Raw genomic sequence first — 17,530 nt, 5'->3', positions numbered from 1 at the left:
GCTAACTCTTGTTCGCAGGATTGGGACGGCGGCCACGGCCGAGCGAGATGACCCGGTCCTTGGCCTCGAGCAGCTTCGTCACTTTCGCGCCTAGCGAGAGTAGCGTCGCCAGTCTTTCGGTTTCAAGTTGTTTCACATCGTCATACCAATGTGTCAGCTGTTCAATCAGTACATGCATTTCGCCCATGCGTTGCTGGGCGTGGCGCTCGGCTTCGCTGGCCGGCTTCTGCATGAGGATTTCGCGTAGCATCGAGAGGGTGGGATCGACCTCGCGCTTCTTGCGCTCCTCGGCGAGCGTGCGCAGGATCAGCCAGACATCGTCCGGCGTGGTGAAGAAGTCGCGGCGATCGTCCGGCCGGTGTCTCAGCAGTACCAGGTTCCAGGTCTGCAACTCGCGCAGGCTCATCGAGACGTTCGAGCGCGAAATGCCGAGCGCGTCGGCGATCTCCTCGGCGCAGAGCGGCTGGGGCGAGACGTAGAGCAGCGCGTAGATCTGGCTCACCGTACGGTTGATACCCCAGCGTGAGCCCATTTCACCGAAGTGCAGGACGAAGGATTGGACGAGCGGCACAAGATTCATGATCAGGCTTTCGTTATGACTGTGATTTCAGAAATTTCTGAAATCACTATAACTGGCAGTAGACGACTGACAATCGGCGAGCCGGGGCTGCGACAATTGGTGCCGGAACTGACGATAATCAGGTTTTCGGCCGGGCTTATTGATTCAGATCAAATCGCGGAAGAATGTTTGCCCTTGCCCCGATCGAGGTAGCGATCAAACCTGGCGGCGATCGTGCGCACGAATGGGCGGCCTTCCTCGGTGATGGCGAACCTGTCGCCGTCGAAGGAGACGAAGCCGTCCTCGTTGAAGCTCGCATGCAGGGCGTCGTTGCAGGCATCGTCGGCGGCTCCGCCGAAGCGCGCGCGCAGATCCGCGAGGGAAAAGGCGTATTGGCACATCAGCGCCTCGATCGCGCAAGCGCTGGCGCGGTCGCCATCCGAGAGCGCGAAGCCTCTTGCGACGGGAAGGCGGCCTTCCATGACCGACCGGCAGTATTGTCCCGTCGCGACGATGTTCTGGACATAGCCCTGTGGAAGCTTGCCGATCGAGGAGGCGCCAAGGCCGATCAGCGTATCGGCGCCATCCGTCGTGTAGCCCTGGAAATTGCGCCTGAGCGCGCCGTCGCGCAGCTTGCGCGCCATGCTGTCGTCGGGTCTCGCGAAGTGGTCGATGCCGACGGCGTCGTAACCGGCGGCGAGGATGGCGCCGGCGCCGGCCGCGGCCATCGCGAAGCGGTCGACCGGGCCGGCAAGCGTGGCGGTGTCGATCACCGACTGGTGCTTCTTGACCCAGGGGACGTGGGCGTAGCCGAACATGGCGATGCGATCGGGCTGCATCGACAGCGACAGTTCTATCGTTCGCAGCAGCATGTCGCGGTTCTGATGCGGCAGGCCGTAGACGATGTCGAGATTGATCGAGCCGATGCCGAGATCGCGCAACGTCCGAACCACCATCGCCGTCTCGTCAAAGCTCTGCGGCCGGTTGATCGATGTCTGGACGACGGGTGCGAAGTCCTGCACGCCGACGCTTGCCCGCGTCATGCCGAGATCGCGCCATGCCCTGAGCTTGTCGGCATCCACATGCGTCGGATCGATCTCGACGCTGATCTCGCACTCCGGACCGATCTCGAAATGGGCATCGAGCGTGGCGCGCAGGCGGCCGAGGTCATCGGGGCTGACGATCGTCGGCGAACCGCCGCCGAAATGGATGGCTGCGACCTTTCGCCGTAGCGGGAGATGTTTTGCAACGAGCGCGATCTCGCTATTCAAGGCTTCCAGGTAGGTCGCGATCGGGTTGTAGCGGCGCACCTGCCTGGTATGGCAGCCGCAGTAGAAACACAGCCGGTCGCAGAACGGGATATGCACGTAAAGCGATAGTGCTCCTTGTGAATTTGCTTCGAGCCACCGCCTGTAATCCACCTCGCCGATGCCCTCGTGAAAGTGCGGCGCGGTCGGGTAGCTGGTGTAGCGGGGGACGGGGGCGGAATAGCGGGCGATGAGATCGGCGTTCATGGGCGTGTCCTTTCCAGGACGGGGAATAAAGGGGGTTTTCGATGACTGCCTTGATCTCGATCAAGAAACCGCTGTTCTCCGACGATGGCCTTGGCTATGGTCCGGGTGGAGCCGGGTCTATGCGAAAAGATATCCATAATTCTAATATTCCAGTGCGTTGCGTCAGCTGCGAGGTGCGCCACAAGGGGATGTGCGGGGCGCTCACGGCCGACGAACTCCTGTCTCTTTCCGCCCATACGCGGCTTGTCACCCATGACGCCGGGGGGGAGCTGGCCGGCGAGAAGATGCCCGTCGAATCCTACGCCACCGTCATCAGCGGCGTGGTGAAGCTGACGAAGACGCTCGAAGACGGTCGCCAGCAGATCGTCGGCCTGCAGTTCGCGCCCGATTTCCTCGGGAGGTTGCATGCCGATGAAAACGGCGTCTCGGCGGAGGCCGCGTCCGACGTCCATCTCTGCCGTGTTCCGAAGGCCGCCATGGAGCGGCTGGTCAAGAGCACGCCGGCGCTCGCCGAACGGCTGATGAACCAGACGATGCGCGAGCTCGACGAGGCGCGTGACTGGATGGTGACGCTGGGGCGCAAGACGGCGGCGGAAAAGGTCGCGAGCTTCCTGCTTCTGATCGCGACGCATCTCGATCCCGAAGCCGCCGGCCAGAGCCGCCGCTTCGACCTGCCGCTGTCACGCGCCGATATCGCCGATTTCCTCGGGCTGACGATCGAGACGGTGTCGCGGCAGATGTCGAAGCTCAAGGCCGATGGGGTGATTTCCATCGTCGCCAACCGGCATATCGAGGTGCCGAAGCTTGCAAGGCTCAAGGCCTGCTGCGGCGCCTGACGACGCGCTGTCTTGTTTTGACGCCTGACGGCGTGCTCGGCGCCTATTTCGCCTTCATCCGGCATCCGTTCGAGGATTTGAGCTCGTCCGCCGTCGCCGAGCGGCTGGCCAGGGAGGCTGGCGTTGTCTGCCTGCCGGGGAGCTATTTCGGACAAGGGCAGGAGCGGTATCTGCGGTTGGCGTTTGCCAATGCGGATGCGGTATCGATTGGGCGGCTGGTGGAGCGGTTGCGCTAGGGTTGCTTTGGGTGGGGCGGGCTTTGCGGTGGGTGGGGGCGCTAGAGATTGGACGCGGTGCCGTGCGTTACCCCCCTCTGCCCTGCCGGGCATCTCCCCCACAAGTGGGGAGATTGGCCGGGCGCACCCGCTCGCTCCGGGCTCATTGTTTGGTTGGGGAGCAGGTCACGCGTCGATCTCCCCCCTTGTGGGGGAGATGCCCGGCAGGGCAGAGGGGGGTATCCCACGGAAAAACGTCTCTTCAGGCACGTTACAGCCGTATGCTATGTTCCAATATAAGACGCGTCATCACACAGGTCCCCCATGCCCCGATTTCTTGCCGTCTACACCATGAAACACGAGGATTTCGACGCTTTCCGGCGCCTTCCGAAAGTCGAGCAAGACGCCATCGATGCCAAAGGTGTGCCGCAGTGGATGGCATGGGAGGAGCGGAATGCTGCGGTTATCCTTGATCGCGGTGGCATGGTGGGGAAGACGACGCGGGTCAACAAGGACGGCATCTCGGAGGCTTGCAATGCGCTCTGCGGCTATCTGGTGGTCGAGGCGGAGAATGCCGAGGCCGCGGCACGGCTTTTCCTCGATCATCCCCATATCACCGTCTTTCCCGGCGATGGCGTGGATATCATGCCGTTCGTGACGTGATACCCAAGGGCGGGTTGATCTACGCGATCATCGCCCGATCATCCGGAAAGTCACGCGGCGCCGGCGTCCTGTTGACCGCGCCACGGGTGCGATTGCGGCCCGCGCTCTTGGCTTCGTAGAGCAGCTTGTCGGCCCGTTCATAAAGGGTCGCGAAATCCTCGTCACCGACGATGCCAGTCACGCCCATGCTTGCGGTCACCGTCCGTTTGAAGCCGGGCACCGTGCGGGCGACGATGGCGGGAATGGCCTGGCGGCGGAGTTCGGCCTGGGTGTCGGCGTCGTCGCCACGCAGGAGAAGCACGAACTCCTCGCCGCCGAGGCGGTAGGCGCGCACGCTCGGGCCTGGCTGCAGCGCATTGGCGACGGCCTTCAGGACCTCGTCGCCGATGCTATGGCCGTTGATATCGTTGATCGCCTTGAAATGATCGATGTCAATGACGGCAAGGGCTGCGAAGCCTTCGGTTCGCAGTTGCTCGAATTGTTGTTCGATCGCACGCCGGTTGAGCAATCCCGTCAGCGGGTCCGTTTCGGACAGACGTTCAAGCAGCTCGGCGTCGTTGCGGGCGCCGTCGCGCTCGCGTTTCATGGTGACGAAGCGCTCGGCCACGCCGAGCGTGGTGAACACGACCTCCCACATGCAGCCGATGTAGAAGAGCAGGGTGGCGTCGGTGCTTTGCAGCCAGGGAACGACGCCCGTCACCAGACGGATCAAGCCGACCACGACCATCGGCGCGTAGCCGATCGCCTGGAAACGGGCGGCGCGGCTTCCCCGGCGCAGGGCATCGATCATCGACAGGATGAATATGGCGAGTACCGGAGCGAAGGCGGCCGTATATGCGCTCGACTGGATGGGGCGGGCGACGAAGGGGAAGGCGGCGTGAGAAACGCTCAGCAACATCGCCCATGCCGCGCAATAGGGGAGCGCGCGGCGCAGGAGCGGATGCATCAGGCCGGGCTCGACGAAGCTATAGGTGAACATCGCTCCCGACGCGATGGTCATGCCGAAGATCACCGTCGTCATCCAGCTCAGTGTCATCGCCGGCGGATCGAAGAGCATGACCGAAAGGCCGGATGTCACCAGAATGGTCATCAGCAGCGAGAATGTCAGCGCCGAATGCCAGAGAACGAAGGGTTCGCGAAGCGCCCGGTAGAAGGCCGCATTGAAGATCAGCGGCATGACGAGCATGCCGGCAAGCCCTGCCAGAACAAGCAGGAAGCGCATGTCGCCGATGCCGCTGGCGGCATCCGTCGGCGCGAGATAGGCGCGCTCCAGCGTCATCCGGTGGCACGGGAGGTCGATCGCGGCGATGAGCTGCCGCGTCTCGCTGGTCACATCGGGCAAGGGCGCCTTGAAGTAGCCGCCGGCCAAGGAGCTTTGGAGGGCCGCGGCGGGAATGCTGTTCTGGCGCACCGTGCCATCGCGATCGATCGCAAACAGATGGATCGCCTGAAGTGCCGCGCGCCTGGAGAGCAGATATCGGGGAAGAGGGTGGTCGACGCTGATATCGAAGCGAAGCAGCACGCGCTCGGCATCGATGGAGCGGGCCTGATCGCCACAGGACCATCGATCCTGGTTCCTGGCGATCGCCACCGCGTCCTCCGACAGGCTGGCGGATGCCCAGCAGGAACTGCGTGTCTCGAAAGAATCCGCCGGGGCAGCGGATGCGGCGCTGAATTGCACCAGCATCACCAGGAACAGAAGGGCCGCCGGAAGGCTATTTCGAAGTCCACTCGAAGTCATGGCTTCAGGCTAGGGCGGAAAGCTTTTGATGCCGTTAATCGGGGCAGGTGAAAGTCCGTAAGCGGCTTGTTTTAGAGGGCGCTTGCGTTGTCGCGAAGGGCAGCGTAGCCGGTCATTCACCCTGGCCCACGAATGGCCTCGCCCGGATCGCCCGGCAATGTCACAATCCTGTGCGATTCGATGGTTAGAGCGCAGGAATCGGTACAGAGGATCGTCGGATGGCAGAAGAAAAGCCCCTGGATTTCGCGGGCGGGATCGTGGATTTCGATGCCGGACACGGCGGCGAGGCGGCCACCGTCGAGATGAAGGACTATAGCGACAGCCTGGCGCGGGCCAAGGCGAAGTCCGTGCGCCTCGTCGACGCGATCACCGGCACCGCCCTGAAGAAGAAGGACGCCATCCACTTCGACGACCTTCGCCCTTCGCTTGCCGATTTCATGCGGCAGAAGCACCCGGGCCTGCATTCCGATGATTACATCAACCGCAAGGTGGTGGACGATTATCGCGGCCAGTACATCGCCGAACTGCTGCGCGACGAACGCGGCGAGCTCTCCAACCTCGAGGACGAGGTGGTGGAAAGCCTGAAGAGCCACGACACGCTGGCCGAAAACATCGAAGAGGACTACGAGGAGCATCGCTCGATCGGCGACCGCGTCGCCGACGTCGTCGCCACCTTCGGCGGCAGCTGGCCCTTCATCATCTCCTTCTGCCTGTTTCTCGCGGTCTGGATGGGCATCAATCTCCTGATGGGCGAGCGAGAGGCGTTCGACGCCTATCCCTTCATCCTGCTCAACCTCATCCTGTCGACCATCGCCGCCCTGCAGGCGCCGATCATCATGATGAGCCAGCGCCGCCAGGAATCGAAGGACCGCCTGCGCGCGCTCAACGACTACAAGGTCAACCTCAAGGCCGAACTGGAAATCCGCCATCTGCACGAAAAGGTCGACCATCTGCTCAACCGGCAGTGGGAGCGGCTGACCGAAATCCAGCAGATCCAGATCGAGATGATGCTGGAACAGGCCAAGGCCGCCAACCGGGCGCTGAAGCTCAGCAAGGCGCAGAAGACCAAGACCAGCGCCTTGAAAAACCTCTTCAGCGCCCCGCCGAAGGCGGACGAGACGGACAGCTAGGCAGGGTGGCGCCGGCGGGGGCGAATTGCGCTCGGACCGCCGCCGTCGAACGGGATCTTCTTCGTGGGACAGCGATGCTGAAAAGGTTGAACATAACCGGCCCCAACGGAGCTGGCAAAAGCCACCTGGCCGCGCGGCTGGCGGCGGTACGCCCGGATGTGCCGGTTATCTCCTTTGATGCCATGAAGTTGACGAGCCATTGGCGGCAGCGTTCCCGGGCTCTGATCGAGGCCGACCTGTCACGCGCCGTTCAGGCCGACAGCTGGATTATCGAGGGTGGCCCCAGTCTGCTTCCTTTCGCGATCAATCGTGCCGATAGCGTCATGTGGATGGATCCTCCCGAGTGGCTAAGAGCCTGGCGGCTCATTGCAAGACCGCTGCGCAACATCGGACGAACGCGTAAAGAATTGCCGCAAGGCAATGTCGATTGGCCATGGCAGCAATACAAATTCGCCATGCGCAGCATCAGGAACCGCGCCGCCTTTCGAACGAAGATTTCGGCCCAGCTTGCGGCGAACCCGGGACTGCGTGTTTGGCGTATCCGAAATTCGGCCGATGTTTCCTCGGCTATCGATGAATGGCGCGGCGCGGTGGATGGAGTTGATCCCTGGGCATTGTCGTAGAGACGCGTGGGGGCGTCGCGGTCAGCCCAGAAGTAGGATCAGTCGCCAGTTGAGGACGCCGACAATCAACCCGGCAAGAGCGCCGAGCGGAACGAACACCACAACGCCAATCGAACCAGCGAGTTGATAGCCCAACCAGCCGCCGAGGATGAGCCCCACGATACTCAGAATGCATATGAGCGCATTTCGGATTTTTTCCATGAGCTGAATTTGGGCATCGGTGGTCCCAGGTTCAATGACCGAAGCGGGCCGGCTGGCATCACTGCTGGATGATTCGCGGCTATCGTAGTTGTTGTGTCGCAAATCATCGGTAACGATTCCCGGTACGAGTCCGTCTACAACCATCGAGGATAAAATGAGCGCGACATTCAGGGAGTTGAGTGACCGGATCGGGCAGGTCGGCGAGCTTTATGCGCGGGTCCATGAGATCGAGCGTAACGCGGACTGGTATCTTCTGAAGCTGACGGAGGAACTGGGCGAACTGACGGCCGAACATCTTTTGATTGCCGGCAGGGCGAAGCCAAATGCGGATGGTTCAGGCGGCAGCCGCGAAGCACTGGAAAACGAAGCGGCAGACCTGTTTGGCCAGTTCGTTCTCTATCTGCGCGCCAACGAAATCAACATCGAAGCTGCCATCGAACGCAAATGGCTCAGGCATCTCGATAAATATGTCAGCCTCGACGTCGACAAGGTGGCTGGTGACGGCTGATTTCTGCCATTCGTTCTTACCTATCGCGGCCGGTTGTCGAATGTTCAAGTCGCCGTGCGCAGCGAGGCCGGCGATTGAAGCCGTCGTTGGCATCCAGAAGATATTCGTCGATCTGATCGCTCGGGATAGCATAGATCCAGATCGAGGTGATGCCGGACGGATCCAGGCGCCCGGCTTGCGCCCAGAAATAAACGCGTGCCTGTTTCATGTGTGTGAGGTAGTCTGAAAAGACCGAGGGGTGTCCCGACAAGGGGCTGAGATTCTGTTGGCCGCAGGCAGCGCAGTGACCCTTTGAACCTGATCCGGATCATGCCGGCGAAGGGACGGGTCAGAACACCTTTCTCTTTTGCCGGCCTCACAATCGAGGCCGCAATGACATTCGAAAATCAACCCTCGCAACCAAACGCCGAAACGCGTTCGCCGCCAAGACTAGCAACGTTGACCTTGCTATGTGCCCTGTCGGTGTTGCCGCTGAACGTGTTCCTGCCGTCGCTGGCGAATATTTCGCGGGACTATCGCGTCGACTATGCGCTCGTGAGTCTATCGCTGGCAGGTTATGCCGTTGTTTCCGCGACTCTTGAACTGGTCATGGGGCCTCTGTCCGACCGGTTCGGGCGGCGACCTGTCGTGATGGTCAGTCTCGTCGTATTCATTGTTGGCTCAATCGGCTGCGCGCTGGCAACGAACATATGGGTGTTCCTGATGTTTCGCCTGCTCCAGGCCACGATCACCTCCTGTTATCCGGTATCGATGGCAATTATCAGGGACACCGCCGGGAGACAGCAGACGGCCAGCCGGATCGGCTATGCGGCCATGATATGGGCGGTCGCCCCAATGCTTGGTCCGGCTGTCGGTGGCATCATAGATGAAACCCTGGGGTGGCGGGCCATTTTCTGGGCGCTTGCATGTGCCGGCGTGTTGATGATTGCCGTTTGCTGGTTCGATCTCCCCGAGACAAACACGAGGCAGTCTCGTTCCATCGCCAGCCAGTTTCGGACCTATCCCGCCTTGCTCAAAGCGCCGCGTTTTTGGGCCTATGCCTCGTGCATGTCGTTTTCCGCGGGAACCGTCTACGCGTTTTTCGCTGGCGCTCCGCTTGTCGCGGCGATTTTCGATCTGCCCGCAACCTCCGTGGGACTTTTCATAGGGAGCGTGACCGGAGGGTATGTGTTTGGCAGCTTCCTATCCGGTCGTTATGCTGGCCGTTATCATCTGACCACCATGATAATCGTGGGCCGTCTCATCGCTTGTCTCGGTCCTGCGATAGGCTTGGCCCTGCTTCTGACCGATGTGAAGCAGATCGCTGCGCTGTTCGGTCCATGCATACTGATCGGCATTGGAAACGGCTTGACCATGCCGAGTGCCAACGCTGGTGCGCTTTCGGTTCGTTCGGAACTCGCCGGCAGCGCTGCTGGGCTTGCTGGCGCAATGACGGTATCAGGCGGCGCGTTGCTTTCCTCGCTCACCGGTGCGCTGCTGACAGAAGCCAATGCCACATACATGTTGTTCTGCATCATGTTCGCCTCAGCCGCTCTGGCTTTACTCGCCGCTGTATTGGCGGCGTTCGTCGAAAAGCGCGGCCCGGCGCATGAACTTTCATAACGTCTATCGCTGCTGCGCGTGCACGCCCGATTCCGACCGGAAGCCAGGTGTGCTTCGGGCCATCGCCGTCATCGGGTGTTTGCCGCCACCGCACAGCAGGGCCCGCTTTCGCGGGCCCTGCATTGTCGATCTACCCCTTACACCACCACCGTCAGCGGCGGGATGCGCTTGTCGGGGGCGCTGTCCTGCTGCTGCGCGGCCAGGAGGTTGAGTTCGCGGCGTTCGCGTTCGGAGACGATCGCGAGGTCGATGACCTTCTGCAGGTTGGCGGCGTGGCGGAAGGTGGGGTCGTCCTGCCTGCCGGTCTTCACGGCTTCGGCGAAGCGCTGGTAGTTGGTCAAGACCGGCGGCACCTCGATGTCGCGCCAGGTGGCGCTTTCGATGTCGTCGCCGAAGCAGCCGCGCAGGTCGGAGCCATCGGGGCGATGGGTAACCTCGAGGCTGCCCTTTTCGCCGTAGATGCGCAGCTTCAGCTCGTTGAGGTGGCCCGTCGCCCAGCGCGTGGCATGGATGACGCCGAGCGCACCATTGGTGAAATCCACCGACATGGTGAAGCTGTCGTTGGCATCCAGCAGGTACTCGCCGATCTGGCCGCCCGGCGCCTTGTTGAAGGTCTTCAGGCGGGCGAAGACGTGGTCGATATCGGTCGCCGCGCCATAGGCCGCGAAGTCGAGGATGTGGATGCCGACATCGCCGAGCACGCCATTGGAGCCGTGACCGGTGGACAAGCGCCACAGCCAGCGCGATTCCGTGCGCCAGTCGCCCCAGGCGCGGGAGACGAGCCAGCTCTGGAGATAGGAGGCCTCGACGTGCCTGATGGTGCCGAGTTCGCCGGCCAGAACCATCTCGCGGGCGCGCTGCAGGGGCGCGACGTTGCGGTAGGTGAGGTTGACCATGTTGATGACGCCGGCGGCTTCAGCGGCTTCCGTCATCTCCAGCGCGTGGTCGTAATGTTCGGCCAGCGGCTTTTCGCAGAAGACGTGCTTGCCGGCCGCGATCAGCGCCAGGCTGGTCGCGTAGTGGATGCGATCAGGCGTGACGTTGGTGGCGCTGTCGAACTCACCCCATTCGATCGCTTCTTCCAGCGTGCGGAAGCGCTTTTCGATGTGGAAGTGATCGGCGAATTCGGTCAGCCGTGCCAGATCCGTATCGACGGCGCCGACAACCTCGACGCCATCGATCGCGAGAAAGTTGGCGACCTGGTTTTTGGCCATGACGCCCGTGCCAAGAACGAGTAGACGCATTGCTCTTCTCCTCAGCGGTAACCGGCTTCGCCGGCCTGGTGCAGTCTCGGGCCGCGTTCCGTGATCGGCTCCAGCGCCTTCTCGACCGGGACATTCGGGGCATCGGTGATGCTCTTCAGGTCTCCCTCAGGATTATAGGCCCATTTGACGCCGTTGATCAGCACCTTCTGGACGTTGGCGTCGTGGTAGGTCGGATAGGTCTCGTGGCCCGGGCGGAAGTAGAAGATGTTGCCGGCGCCGCGGCGCCAGGTGAGGCCCGAGCGGAAGACTTCGCCGCCCTGGAACCAGGAGATGAATACCGTCTCGAGCGGCTCCGGCACGGAGAACTGCTCGCCGTACATCTCTTCGTTCTCGAGCACGAAATTCTCGCCGATGCCTGCCGCGATCGGGTGGCGCTGGTTGATCGTCCAAAGACGCTCGCGCTCGCCGGCCTCGCGCCACTTCAGCGCGCAGGGCGTGCCCATCAGGCGCTTGAAGATCTTCGAGAAGTGGCCGGAATGCAGGACGAGCAGGCCCATGCCTTCCCAGACGCGCTTGGCGACGCGCTCGACGACGACGTCGGAGACGGCGCCGTGGTCCTTGTGGCCCCACCAGGTCAGTACGTCGGTTTCGGCGAGGCGGGCTTCCGTGAGGCCGTGTTCCGGCTCCTGCAGCGTCGCGGTCGTGGCGCTGATCGCTGGATCAGTGTTCAGCGCGTTGGCGATCGTCGTGTGCATGCCGTCGGGATAGATGCCGCGGACGATCTCGTTGGTGTTTTCATGGATGTTTTCACCCCATACGATGGTGCGAATAGCCAAGGTCATGCTCCTTCATGCGCGTGGTGGATCGAAACCGGTGGGAAGCGGTCGGGATCCGGTTGTTTGGGTTGGGTTCAGGCGGCGCCCTTCAAGGGGATCCTTTCGAGCGCGCGTCCGGATGGGGCGAAACGGTGGATGGCGCCGGTGACAGGCGAGACGCCGAGATTGTCGCCGGGCTGGTGGCGCGAAACGCCGGTTTCGCGAACGACCAGCGGTTCCGGCGTGCCGATGTCGAGATAGACGAAGCTGTCGGAACCGAGGATTTCGGAGTGGATCACCGTGCCCTTCCAGGCGGGCTCCCGGTTGGTGATCTCGATGTGTTCGGCGCGCACCCCGATCGTGTGGGCGTTGTAGGGCGCGGAGAATTCGCCGGTCAGGAAGTTCATCTTCGGCGAGCCGATGAAGCCGGCGACGAAGACGGAATTCGGGGTTTCGTAGAGCTCGAGCGGCGTGCCGATCTGCTCGACGACACCATCGCGCAACACGCAGATACGGTCGGCGAGTGTCATCGCCTCGACCTGGTCGTGGGTGACGTAGATCATCGTCGTGTCGTGCATGCTGCGGTGGAGCTTGGCGATCTCCAGGCGTGTGGCGACGCGCAGTGCCGCGTCGAGGTTCGACAGCGGCTCGTCGAAGAGAAAGACCTTGGGATCGCGCACGATGGCGCGGCCGATCGCGACGCGCTGGCGCTGGCCGCCGGAGAGCTGGCGGGGCAGGCGCTCCAGATAGGGCGAGAGCTGCAGCATGCCGGCTGCCTGTTCGACACGGGCCTTGCACTCGTCCTTCGTGCGGCCCGACAATTTCATGCCGAATGCCATGTTGTCGAAGACGGTCATGTGCGGATAGAGCGCGTAGGACTGGAAGACCATGGCGATGCCGCGCTTGGAGGGCGAGAGCTGGTTCACCGCCTGTCCATCGAAGGAGAGCGTGCCTTCCGATATGTCCTCCAGGCCGGAGATCAGTCGCAGAAGCGTGGACTTGCCGCAGCCGGACGGGCCGACGAAGACCATGAACTCACCCTTGCGGATATCCATGGTGACGCCCTTGATGACTTCGAGAGCGCCGAAGCTCTTTCTGATATTGTCGAGTCTAATCTGTGCCATATCGTGCTTTCTTCAACCTTTGACGCCGCCGGCGGTGAGGCCGGAAATGATCCGGCGCTGGAATATGAGCACCAGGACAACGACCGGGACGGTGACGATGACGGATGCCGCCATGATGTTGCCCCACGGAATCTCGAACTGGCTGCCGCCCGATAGCAAGGCGATGGCAACCGGAACGGTCCGCTGCGCGTCCGAAGACGTAAAGGTTAGGGCGAAAAGGAATTCGTTCCAGGCCGTAATGAAGGCGAGCAGTCCCGTCGTGACCAAAGCCGGCCACATCAGCGGCATGAAAACCTGGGTAATGATGACCCATGGAGAGGCGCCGTCGACGATCGCCGCTTCCTCGATTTCGATGGGCAGATCACGCATGAAGGTGGTCAGAACCCAGACCGTGAAGGGCAGGGTGAAGATCATGTAGGAGAAGATCAGCGCGAATGGCGTGTTGAAGATGCCGATCCAGCGGATCAGCTCGAACAGGCCGGCCAGCACGGCGATCTGCGGGAACATCGAGACCGACAGGATCGTCAGCATCAGGAGCGCCCGGCCGCGGAAATGCACGCGGGCGAGAGCATAGGATGCGGTGACGGCGAGCAGCAGCGAGGCGGCGACGACGCAGACGGCGATCAGCAGCGAATTGCCGAGGCTTTTGATGAAGCTGCCCGTGGTGAGCACGTTCGTGTAGTTCGCAAAGGAGATCGAGGTCGGCCAGTAGTTGATCTCGAACAGCGCCGTGCCGGCTTTGAAACTGGTCAGGATCGCGTAGTAGAAGGGGAAGACCGCGATGATGACGATGACGCCGACGAGGAGATAGAAGAGGGTGTTTTTCGTGGCTGTGAGAAGCATCAGCGTTCACTCCCGCCGAGGTTGACGCGGCCGAGCCACATGTAGAGCACGGTGACGGTGGCGATGAGCAGGAAGAGGACGGTCGAGGCGGTTGCGCCATAGGCGAACTTGTCGAAGTCGAAGAGGTTCTCCCGGGCCATGACCGACATGGTCTTGGTCTGCGCGTTGTTCGGCGTCAGCACGTAGATCAGGTCGAAGATGCGCATGGCGTCGAGCATGCGGAAGATGACGGCGACCATGATCGCGGGGCGGATCAGCGGCAGCGTCAGGCGCCAGAAGACCTTGATCGGGTTGATGCCGTCGATCTTGGCGGCCTCGTAGATATCGCCGGGCACCATCTGCAGGCCGGCGAGAATGAGAAGCGCCATGAAGGGCGTGGTCTTCCAGACGTCGACGATCAGGACAGCCGTCATCGCTGTCTCGGGATTGGCGGTCCAGGCGATCTTCTGGCTGATCAGGCCGAGCGCCATGAAGAGGTCGTTCAGGATGCCGAACTGGTCGTTGAGCATCCAGGCCCACATCTTGGCCGAGACGATGGTCGGGATCGCCCATGGGATCAGGATCGCGGCGCGCACGATGCCGCGGCCGGCGAACTGGGCGTTGAGCACCAGCGCGACGATAAGGCCGAGCGCGGTTTCGATCAGCACGGAAAGCACGGTGAATTTCATCGTGTTCCACACCGCGTTCCACCAGGCTGGATCGGCGAGCAGGCCCTTGTAGACGGTGCGGCCGCTCTTCAGCGTGATCCATGTGAGATAATTGTCGAAGCCGACGAAGCGGGCTTCGCCGAGATTGGTGAGCGAGGCGTTGGTGAAGCTGAAGTAGATGGTGCGAAACAGCGGCCAGCCGGCGACGATGGCGAGGATGAACAGCGTCGGCGCCAGAAACATCCAGGCGGAACGGACGCGGTCGGCCTTCAGGTCCGACGAGGTGGCCCTGGCGCGCGCCGGCGCCTTCAGGCGTTCAGAAACTGCAACTTCACTCATGAGATACCCGCTTCCTGAGACGATTGACGATGGCGTCCTTCGCAGCGCCGGCAGCGGATAGCCCGCCGCCGGCGCATCGATGGATTACCAGTTGTCGCCCTTGAGCGACGTCAGGTCGGCTTCGAGAAGCTCGAGGTTTTCAGCGGCCGTTCCGTTGCCCGACAGCGTGTTGTGGACGGCGGTCCAGAACTTGGCGGAGACCTCATTGTACTTGACCTTGGCCGAAGCCGAGGGGCGCGGCACGGCGTTTTCGAAGATCGGCTTCCAGTTCGGCATGAAGGGTGCCGCGGCGGCGATGTCCTTGTCGTCGTAGAGCGCGGACAGCGTCGGCAGGTTGGAGAGCTCGATGGCGCGCTGCTTCTGGCTTTCCTTCGACGTCAGGAACTTCACGAGCTCGATCGCCACCTCGGGGTTCTGCGAATATTTGGAGACGGCGAGGTTCCAGCCGCCGAGCGTCGAGGACGGCTTTTCGCCATCGGCGGCCGCCGGCAGCGTGGTGACATCGAACTTGCCCTTCACGGCGCTGTCAGGGCCGTTTCCAAGCGCATAGGCGTAAGGCCAGTTGCGCATGAAGACGGCGTTGCCGGTCTGCCAGACGCCGCGTGACTCTTCTTCCTGGTAGGCAAGCACGCCGCCCGGCGAGATGGTGCCGACCCAGCCCTTGGCGCGCTCGATGGCGGCCGCGGCCTTCTCGTTGTTGATCGAAATGGTGCCGTCGGTCTCGATGATCTGGCCGCCGCCTGACGATTTGATCCATTCCAGCGCGTTGCAGGTCAGGCCTTCATAGGCGTTGCCCTGGAAGACGTAGCCCCAGAGGTCCTTCTGGCCGGCTTCGCGCTCCTTGTCCTGGATTTCCTTGGCGGTCGCCGCCATCTCGTCCCAGGTCTTCGGCGGCTGCTTGCCGTACTTGTCGAGCAGGTCCTTGCGGTAGAAGAGGGCCGGTGCGTCGGTATAGAGCGGCATGGCGACGAGGCGGCCGTTGACGGTCTGCGACTGGATGATCGAGGGGAAGAAATCGCCCGCGACGTCCTTGGCGGCGTCCTTGAGATCGAGGAACTGGTCGGCCAGCTGCGGCGCCCAGATCACGTCGGTCTGGTAGACGTCGACATCCTTGTTGCCGGCGGCGAGCCACAGGCGGTACTGCGAGAACTGCTCGGTCGACGAGGACGGCATGGTGACGATGCTGACCTTGTTGCCGGTCGCCTTTTCGAAGGCGTCGAGCTGCTTGCGGAACAGGTCGAGGTTTTTACCGGTGGAGCTTGCAGAGATGCTGATGTTGGCGGCCAGCGACGGCAGGGCCGTGCCGATGAGCGCGGCCGCGATGACGGCCGTCGTAAGACGAAACTTCATGATCTTCCTCCCAAAAAGAACCATAGCGTCCTCTAATTTGAAAACGATTTGGTTGGAAAAAGTTGTCAGAAGCCCGATATCAAGTCAAGCGGGTAGTTCTTCAGGTGTCCACCTCGAACCAATTCGGAGATTTGTCTTGCAAAAACAATTGGGTGCGAGGCTCGATGGATGTGGAGAACGTCGAACGTCAAACGCGGATGACAGTCGAAATTTGAAATCGGTTTGGCCGATGTGCGGATTTTGTGCCAAATATCGACGGATTGGCTTATAGGGTTTGGGAACGGTCCAATAGCGGGCGATGAAAGACGTGTCGGTGCATGAAGCTTAGAGAGTTCGCAAAACAGCTCGGATTGTCGCCGACGACGGTCAGTCGCGCGCTGAGCGGCTATCCCGAAGTCAGCGAAGTGACCCGGGCGCGCGTGGCGGAAGAGGCCGTTCGGCTCGGCTATCGGCCGAACGTCAATGCCGTCAGGCTGAAGACCGGGCGGGCAGGTGCCATCGGCGTGGTGATGGGGCGGGCGGGCGAGTTTCACTTCGCCGAGTTCATGGCGGGGATGGCCGAGAGGCTGGTGGCCGAGGACACCGACATTCTCGTCATTCCCATGGCCGACCCCGATCATAACGACGAGATGCAGCTCTACCGGCGGCTGGTGGAAAGCCAGCGGGTCGACGCGATCATCGTGCATTCGCCGCGCCCCAACGACGAGCGCATCGCGCTGCTGCACAGGCTCGGCATGCCGTTTCTGGTCCACGGCCGATCCGATATCGACGTGCCGCATGCCTGGCTCGACATCGACAACGAGGGCGCGGTGCGCCGCGCGACCTCGCATCTCATCGATCTCGGCCATACCAGGATCGCCATGATCAACGGCCGCCCGGGGGCGACCTATGCGCTGCATCGCGACAAGGGCTATCGCGACGCGCTGCAGAGCCGTGGGGTCGAACTCGATCCACAGTTGATCGCCAGCGGCAATTTTACCGACGAGCTCGGCTTTCGCTTCGCCCGCTCGCTGCTCGAGCAGGCCAATCCGCCGACGGCGATCGTCGCGGGCTCGATGATGACGGCGCTAGGGGTCTATCGCGCGGTTCGCTCGCTCGGGTTGCAGGTCGGTCGCGAGGTCTCCGTCATCGCCCATGACGACGTGTTTCCCTATCTGACGGCCGACAACATGGCGCCCTCCCTGTCGGCGACGCGGTCATCGATGCGTGCGGCGGGCACGCGCTGCGCGGATCTGGTCCTGCAACTGGTATCAGGCCGGTCGCCGCTGGAGATCCACGAGCTCTGGCCTGTCGAACTGATCCTGCGCGAATCAACCGCCCCGGTGCAGCGCTGATTTCGATGGCTTCGGGGGCGTCGGATTTCTGTGTTTGCCGGGTTGCAACCTGAAAGTGGTAAATTATCCCCCGTTTTGGGGCGGATCTGGAAATATGATTTACGTCCCTCGATAAATTCAGCCGCCAATTGATTGAATTTTTACGATAGGGGGCTACTATTACCTATAGTTGCTTATGCAGTCGGCCGGCCTCGCTGGTCGATGACGCAACTGTTCCCCTCTGGAGGTTTTTAAGAACCTTCATGACTACGGCCACCGTCACGAGCGGTGGCTTTTTTTTG

17 protein-coding genes, 1 pseudogene and 1 riboswitch are annotated in these 17,530 nt (G+C 62.0%); of the genes and pseudogenes, 8 read left to right on the top strand and 10 right to left on the bottom strand.

The window, feature by feature from the left end; translation table 11 throughout:
* Nucleotide 1: 1 nt before the first annotated feature.
* Both GGQ67_RS05885 and hemN read right to left on the bottom strand, forming a co-directional pair.
* A complete protein-coding gene (locus tag GGQ67_RS05885; protein WP_183899254.1) occupies nucleotides 2-580 on the bottom strand; it encodes a GbsR/MarR family transcriptional regulator in 579 nt (192 codons plus the stop codon).
* 149 nt (nucleotides 581-729) lie between these two features.
* Nucleotides 730-2,073 carry an oxygen-independent coproporphyrinogen III oxidase gene (gene hemN, locus GGQ67_RS05880; protein ID WP_183899253.1) on the bottom strand — a complete coding sequence of 448 codons (1,344 nt, stop codon included), beginning with the start codon at nucleotides 2,071-2,073 and terminating at the stop codon, nucleotides 730-732.
* A gap of 188 nt (nucleotides 2,074-2,261) precedes the next feature.
* Between hemN and GGQ67_RS05875 the strand changes: the two genes are divergently transcribed.
* The 3 genes and pseudogenes from GGQ67_RS05875 (at nucleotide 2,262) to GGQ67_RS05865 (ending at nucleotide 3,787) form a co-directional block, all read left to right on the top strand.
* The gene (locus tag GGQ67_RS05875) at nucleotides 2,262-2,909 is read left to right on the top strand and encodes a Crp/Fnr family transcriptional regulator (protein WP_183899406.1); all 648 of its coding nucleotides are present in this window, start codon (nucleotides 2,262-2,264) and stop codon (nucleotides 2,907-2,909) included.
* A 29-nt stretch (nucleotides 2,910-2,938) separates the two neighbouring features.
* Nucleotides 2,939-3,145, top strand: a pseudogene (locus GGQ67_RS05870) (aminotransferase class I/II-fold pyridoxal phosphate-dependent enzyme); the annotation flags it as partial.
* Between the two features lie 303 nt (nucleotides 3,146-3,448).
* The gene (locus GGQ67_RS05865) at nucleotides 3,449-3,787 is read left to right on the top strand and encodes a hypothetical protein (protein ID WP_183899252.1); all 339 of its coding nucleotides are present in this window, start codon (nucleotides 3,449-3,451) and stop codon (nucleotides 3,785-3,787) included.
* 19 nt (nucleotides 3,788-3,806) lie between these two features.
* On the opposite strand, the gene GGQ67_RS05860 is transcribed toward GGQ67_RS05865, so the two are convergent.
* Nucleotides 3,807-5,528: a sensor domain-containing diguanylate cyclase gene (locus tag GGQ67_RS05860; RefSeq protein ID WP_246400128.1), complete on the bottom strand. Its 1,722-nt coding sequence runs from the start codon at nucleotides 5,526-5,528 to the stop codon at nucleotides 3,807-3,809.
* 218 nt (nucleotides 5,529-5,746) lie between these two features.
* Between GGQ67_RS05860 and GGQ67_RS05855 the strand changes: the two genes are divergently transcribed.
* On the top strand, nucleotides 5,747-6,658 hold the full coding sequence (locus GGQ67_RS05855; RefSeq protein WP_183899251.1) for a DUF1003 domain-containing protein: 912 nt from the start codon (nucleotides 5,747-5,749) through the stop codon (nucleotides 6,656-6,658).
* A 74-nt stretch (nucleotides 6,659-6,732) separates the two neighbouring features.
* Entirely contained in the window at nucleotides 6,733-7,281 is a 549-nt protein-coding gene (locus GGQ67_RS05850) for a P-loop NTPase family protein (protein ID WP_246400127.1), read from the top strand.
* Between the two features lie 21 nt (nucleotides 7,282-7,302).
* Here the strand turns inward: GGQ67_RS05850 and GGQ67_RS25265 are convergent, their stop codons facing one another.
* The gene (locus GGQ67_RS25265) at nucleotides 7,303-7,626 is read right to left on the bottom strand and encodes a hypothetical protein (protein ID WP_246400126.1); all 324 of its coding nucleotides are present in this window, start codon (nucleotides 7,624-7,626) and stop codon (nucleotides 7,303-7,305) included.
* A gap of 10 nt (nucleotides 7,627-7,636) precedes the next feature.
* Here GGQ67_RS25265 and GGQ67_RS05840 point away from each other — a divergent pair, with 10 nt between their 5' ends.
* Nucleotides 7,637-7,990 (top strand): nucleoside triphosphate pyrophosphohydrolase family protein, encoded by a 354-nt coding sequence (locus GGQ67_RS05840; protein ID WP_246400125.1) that lies wholly within the window; start codon nucleotides 7,637-7,639, stop codon nucleotides 7,988-7,990.
* Nucleotides 7,991-8,214: 224 nt separating this feature from the next.
* Nucleotides 8,215-8,332, top strand: a riboswitch (TPP riboswitch).
* A 30-nt stretch (nucleotides 8,333-8,362) separates the two neighbouring features.
* On the top strand, nucleotides 8,363-9,592 hold the full coding sequence (locus GGQ67_RS05835; protein ID WP_183899250.1) for a multidrug effflux MFS transporter: 1,230 nt from the start codon (nucleotides 8,363-8,365) through the stop codon (nucleotides 9,590-9,592).
* A 137-nt stretch (nucleotides 9,593-9,729) separates the two neighbouring features.
* Here the strand turns inward: GGQ67_RS05835 and GGQ67_RS05830 are convergent, their stop codons facing one another.
* From GGQ67_RS05830 to GGQ67_RS05805, 6 genes are all read right to left on the bottom strand, one after another.
* Nucleotides 9,730-10,836: a Gfo/Idh/MocA family protein gene (locus GGQ67_RS05830; RefSeq protein ID WP_183899249.1), complete on the bottom strand. Its 1,107-nt coding sequence runs from the start codon at nucleotides 10,834-10,836 to the stop codon at nucleotides 9,730-9,732.
* 11 nt (nucleotides 10,837-10,847) lie between these two features.
* Complete coding sequence (locus GGQ67_RS05825) at nucleotides 10,848-11,633, bottom strand: ThuA domain-containing protein (RefSeq protein WP_112822199.1); 786 nt, start codon at nucleotides 11,631-11,633, stop codon at nucleotides 10,848-10,850.
* A 74-nt stretch (nucleotides 11,634-11,707) separates the two neighbouring features.
* Nucleotides 11,708-12,736 carry an ABC transporter ATP-binding protein gene (locus GGQ67_RS05820; protein WP_183899248.1) on the bottom strand — a complete coding sequence of 343 codons (1,029 nt, stop codon included), beginning with the start codon at nucleotides 12,734-12,736 and terminating at the stop codon, nucleotides 11,708-11,710.
* Nucleotides 12,737-12,748: 12 nt separating this feature from the next.
* Nucleotides 12,749-13,579, bottom strand: coding sequence for a carbohydrate ABC transporter permease (locus GGQ67_RS05815; protein WP_183899247.1), 831 nt, complete (start codon nucleotides 13,577-13,579; stop codon nucleotides 12,749-12,751).
* Nucleotides 13,579-14,565, bottom strand: a complete 987-nt coding sequence (locus tag GGQ67_RS05810; RefSeq protein WP_183899246.1) for a carbohydrate ABC transporter permease — start codon at nucleotides 14,563-14,565, stop codon at nucleotides 13,579-13,581. Before GGQ67_RS05810 ends, GGQ67_RS05815 begins: the two co-directional genes overlap by 1 nt.
* An 84-nt stretch (nucleotides 14,566-14,649) precedes the next feature.
* Nucleotides 14,650-15,915 carry an ABC transporter substrate-binding protein gene (locus GGQ67_RS05805; protein WP_183899245.1) on the bottom strand — a complete coding sequence of 422 codons (1,266 nt, stop codon included), beginning with the start codon at nucleotides 15,913-15,915 and terminating at the stop codon, nucleotides 14,650-14,652.
* Between the two features lie 317 nt (nucleotides 15,916-16,232).
* Here GGQ67_RS05805 and GGQ67_RS05800 point away from each other — a divergent pair, with 317 nt between their 5' ends.
* Nucleotides 16,233-17,249, top strand: a complete 1,017-nt coding sequence (locus tag GGQ67_RS05800; protein WP_183899244.1) for a substrate-binding domain-containing protein — start codon at nucleotides 16,233-16,235, stop codon at nucleotides 17,247-17,249.
* Nucleotides 17,250-17,530 lie beyond the last annotated feature (281 nt).

The sequence above is a fragment of the Rhizobium metallidurans genome (assembly GCF_014196505.1).
Classification (GTDB): Bacteria; Pseudomonadota; Alphaproteobacteria; order Rhizobiales; family Rhizobiaceae; genus Rhizobium; species Rhizobium metallidurans.
The sequence above is the reverse complement of the archived record's forward strand: the minus strand, read 5'-3'. Positions and strand labels throughout refer to the sequence as shown.

Excerpts from the sequence above, each read along its gene's own strand:
- GGQ67_RS05855 (WP_183899251.1), top strand. The coding sequence starts at position 5,747 with ATGGCAGAAGAAAAGCCCCTGGATTTCGCGGGCGGGATCGTGGATTTC.
- GGQ67_RS05810 (WP_183899246.1), bottom strand. The coding sequence starts at position 14,565 with ATGAGTGAAGTTGCAGTTTCTGAACGCCTGAAGGCGCCGGCGCGCGCC.
- GGQ67_RS05850 (WP_246400127.1), top strand. The coding sequence starts at position 6,733 with ATGCTGAAAAGGTTGAACATAACCGGCCCCAACGGAGCTGGCAAAAGC.
- GGQ67_RS05830 (WP_183899249.1), bottom strand. The coding sequence starts at position 10,836 with ATGCGTCTACTCGTTCTTGGCACGGGCGTCATGGCCAAAAACCAGGTC.
- GGQ67_RS25265 (WP_246400126.1), bottom strand. The coding sequence starts at position 7,626 with ATGGTTGTAGACGGACTCGTACCGGGAATCGTTACCGATGATTTGCGA.
- GGQ67_RS05815 (WP_183899247.1), bottom strand. The coding sequence starts at position 13,579 with ATGCTTCTCACAGCCACGAAAAACACCCTCTTCTATCTCCTCGTCGGC.
- GGQ67_RS05840 (WP_246400125.1), top strand. The coding sequence starts at position 7,637 with ATGAGCGCGACATTCAGGGAGTTGAGTGACCGGATCGGGCAGGTCGGC.
- GGQ67_RS05860 (WP_246400128.1), bottom strand. The coding sequence starts at position 5,528 with ATGACTTCGAGTGGACTTCGAAATAGCCTTCCGGCGGCCCTTCTGTTC.
- GGQ67_RS05835 (WP_183899250.1), top strand. The coding sequence starts at position 8,363 with ATGACATTCGAAAATCAACCCTCGCAACCAAACGCCGAAACGCGTTCG.
- GGQ67_RS05875 (WP_183899406.1), top strand. The coding sequence starts at position 2,262 with ATGTGCGGGGCGCTCACGGCCGACGAACTCCTGTCTCTTTCCGCCCAT.
- GGQ67_RS05805 (WP_183899245.1), bottom strand. The coding sequence starts at position 15,915 with ATGAAGTTTCGTCTTACGACGGCCGTCATCGCGGCCGCGCTCATCGGC.
- GGQ67_RS05865 (WP_183899252.1), top strand. The coding sequence starts at position 3,449 with ATGCCCCGATTTCTTGCCGTCTACACCATGAAACACGAGGATTTCGAC.
- hemN (WP_183899253.1), bottom strand. The coding sequence starts at position 2,073 with ATGAACGCCGATCTCATCGCCCGCTATTCCGCCCCCGTCCCCCGCTAC.
- GGQ67_RS05800 (WP_183899244.1), top strand. The coding sequence starts at position 16,233 with ATGAAGCTTAGAGAGTTCGCAAAACAGCTCGGATTGTCGCCGACGACG.
- GGQ67_RS05820 (WP_183899248.1), bottom strand. The coding sequence starts at position 12,736 with ATGGCACAGATTAGACTCGACAATATCAGAAAGAGCTTCGGCGCTCTC.
- GGQ67_RS05885 (WP_183899254.1), bottom strand. The coding sequence starts at position 580 with ATGAATCTTGTGCCGCTCGTCCAATCCTTCGTCCTGCACTTCGGTGAA.